The sequence below is a fragment of the Bartonella sp. AP11XZML genome, from assembly GCF_042196445.1.
Classification (GTDB): Bacteria; Pseudomonadota; Alphaproteobacteria; order Rhizobiales; family Rhizobiaceae; genus Bartonella.
Genome location: NZ_JBHIQF010000033.1, coordinates 1 through 2,097, shown reverse-complemented (window position 1 = coordinate 2,097; position 2,097 = coordinate 1). Strand labels below are relative to the sequence as shown.

Genomic DNA, 2,097 nt, shown 5'->3' with positions numbered 1-2,097 from the left:
TTCTTTTATATTTCGATTGGTTACTTTAATCGTTTATTTAGATCGCTAGCTGTTTTGATAATAAAAGCCGTGTCTTAAAAGGACGCGGCTTTTTTGCTATAAAGCAGCCCCCCGCCCCGTTATTTTATTTATGCTGCTTTTTCAGTGATTACATCATTACTACAAACATCATCACGAAATGTTTTCTTTTCCTTAAGAGCGGCGTTGCCATAAATCTTAACATCTTTGTAAACAACCGCTTTTCCATAAACTCTTGCATTATCAAAAATATGAGCACCTTCGTATATATAAGAAGATCCTGATACTTTTGCATTGCCATAAACAAAGCCACTCACATCAGCACTATGCCAAACCTTGGCATTGTCATAAATTTTTGCATTTACAGCAATAAAGGCTTTCCCATAAACCACGGCATTGTTACAAACTTGACCACAAATTTTTGCATCACCATAAACCTTGGCATTGTCATTAACCACGCACTTGCCATAAACTACTCCCTTACCACGAACCCACATACTACCATTAACACTCGCATTATCAGAAACCTGTGCATTGCCATAAACATGGGTATCATGACCATAAACTTTAGCTTTTCCACTCACTATAGCATTACCATAAACTTTAGCATTTTGAGCAACAATGGCATCATTACGTATTTTTGCATTTTCAGAAACGACGGCATTCACAGCAACTATAGCATTATCATACACCCAGCAATTACCATCATGTGAGAGATTATCTTCACTTTCAATAAAGCCACCAAGGTCCCCTGTCTTTACATCATCGAAATCCCTTAATGCACGAATGCGATAAAAGTGTTTAGGTTGACGGGTTTCAGCATCTTTAACTTCTTTAATTTCGTCTGTAATTTCATATTTTTTAGATACATTTTTAGTGGTCATAGGTAGCTCCCTAATCTAACATTTGAATAAATTTTTAATAAGAGGTTTAAAGAAGGCGCCCCCGCACCGCCGCTGCTGTCTTATGCTGCTTTTTCTAAAATATTATTCGAGTTATATATGACTTTATTGCCACTATAAACCTCACCTTCCCTATGAACAAAATCACACTCTCTTAATTTTGCCTTGCCTGAAACCTTCCCATAAATTTTTGAATAACCTGATATTTTTGCATTACCATAAATAATCCCATGAATTTCAGCATGCCCTTCAATAACAGCGTTCCCATGAACGTGTGCATTTTTATAAAGTTTTGAAAAACCTAGAACCTTGGCATTACCATAAACTTTTACATCAGCATAAATGCAAGCATATCCAGAAAGCTTGGCATTACCAAAAATATGCGTATCATTAAAAACCCAAGCATTATAATGAACGTGCGCATTCCCATAAATTCTTGCACGAGGATAAATACGTGCAAAACCATAAACTTCAGCATTTCCATAAACAAAGCCACCTACAACAGCCTTGCCATAAACACGGGCGTTTTCATAAATACAAGCTTCCACATTAACATGCGCATACCCACTTACAACGGCATTATCGTAAACACGTGCATTAGCATAAACCTTGGCATTACCTGCAACCCAGCAATTGCCATGATGCGATAAATTGTATTCACTGCCAATAAAACCGCCGAGGTCCCCTTTTTTGACATCTCCAAAATCTCTTAATGCTCTAATTCTATGAAGTGTCTTAAAACCAACTTCAATCGTCTCGCCTGTAAATTCGTATTTTTTTGCAAACTCTCTCTTTTTAAAAGAGCCATTATCATCTGTAATAAAAAAGGAAGATTCTTGATTTTTAACTGTAGCACTCATGCTAGTAATCCTATTCGTTTAAATTGTTTGTTATTGACAGCCCTATAAGGGCGCCGGGCGCTAACAAACACGGCGAATAGTCCGTCGCTATGCTTTTCCCTCGCGAAGGGTATTGTATAACATAGCTACACCCGACAAAATCGTTATATGCCAACGATAGCACAAAAGAAAGTCAGTATTTTAAGAAATGGGAAAAACCTTACGTGGTTTAACCGCTATTCGCTATAGTGTTTGTTAAGCACTTGCCAACCTTAATAAACGACCTTTTCTTTAAAGTCAATACGTATTTTTTATTTTTTTCAATTTTTTTCATTTTG

General features: G+C 36.7%; 2 protein-coding genes. Both read right to left on the bottom strand.

Features of this window, described 5'->3' with window-relative positions; genetic code table 11:
• Window positions 1-128 precede the first annotated feature (128 nt).
• The gene (locus tag ACFIMG_RS03090) at window positions 129-902 is read right to left on the bottom strand and encodes a hypothetical protein (protein WP_375678940.1); all 774 of its coding nucleotides are present in this window, start codon (window positions 900-902) and stop codon (window positions 129-131) included.
• Between the two features lie 80 nt (window positions 903-982).
• Window positions 983-1,780, bottom strand: coding sequence for a hypothetical protein (locus ACFIMG_RS03085; RefSeq protein WP_375678941.1), 798 nt, complete (start codon window positions 1,778-1,780; stop codon window positions 983-985).
• Window positions 1,781-2,097 lie beyond the last annotated feature (317 nt).

Excerpts from the sequence above, each read along its gene's own strand:
- ACFIMG_RS03085 (WP_375678941.1), bottom strand. The coding sequence starts at position 1,780 with ATGAGTGCTACAGTTAAAAATCAAGAATCTTCCTTTTTTATTACAGAT.
- ACFIMG_RS03090 (WP_375678940.1), bottom strand. The coding sequence starts at position 902 with ATGACCACTAAAAATGTATCTAAAAAATATGAAATTACAGACGAAATT.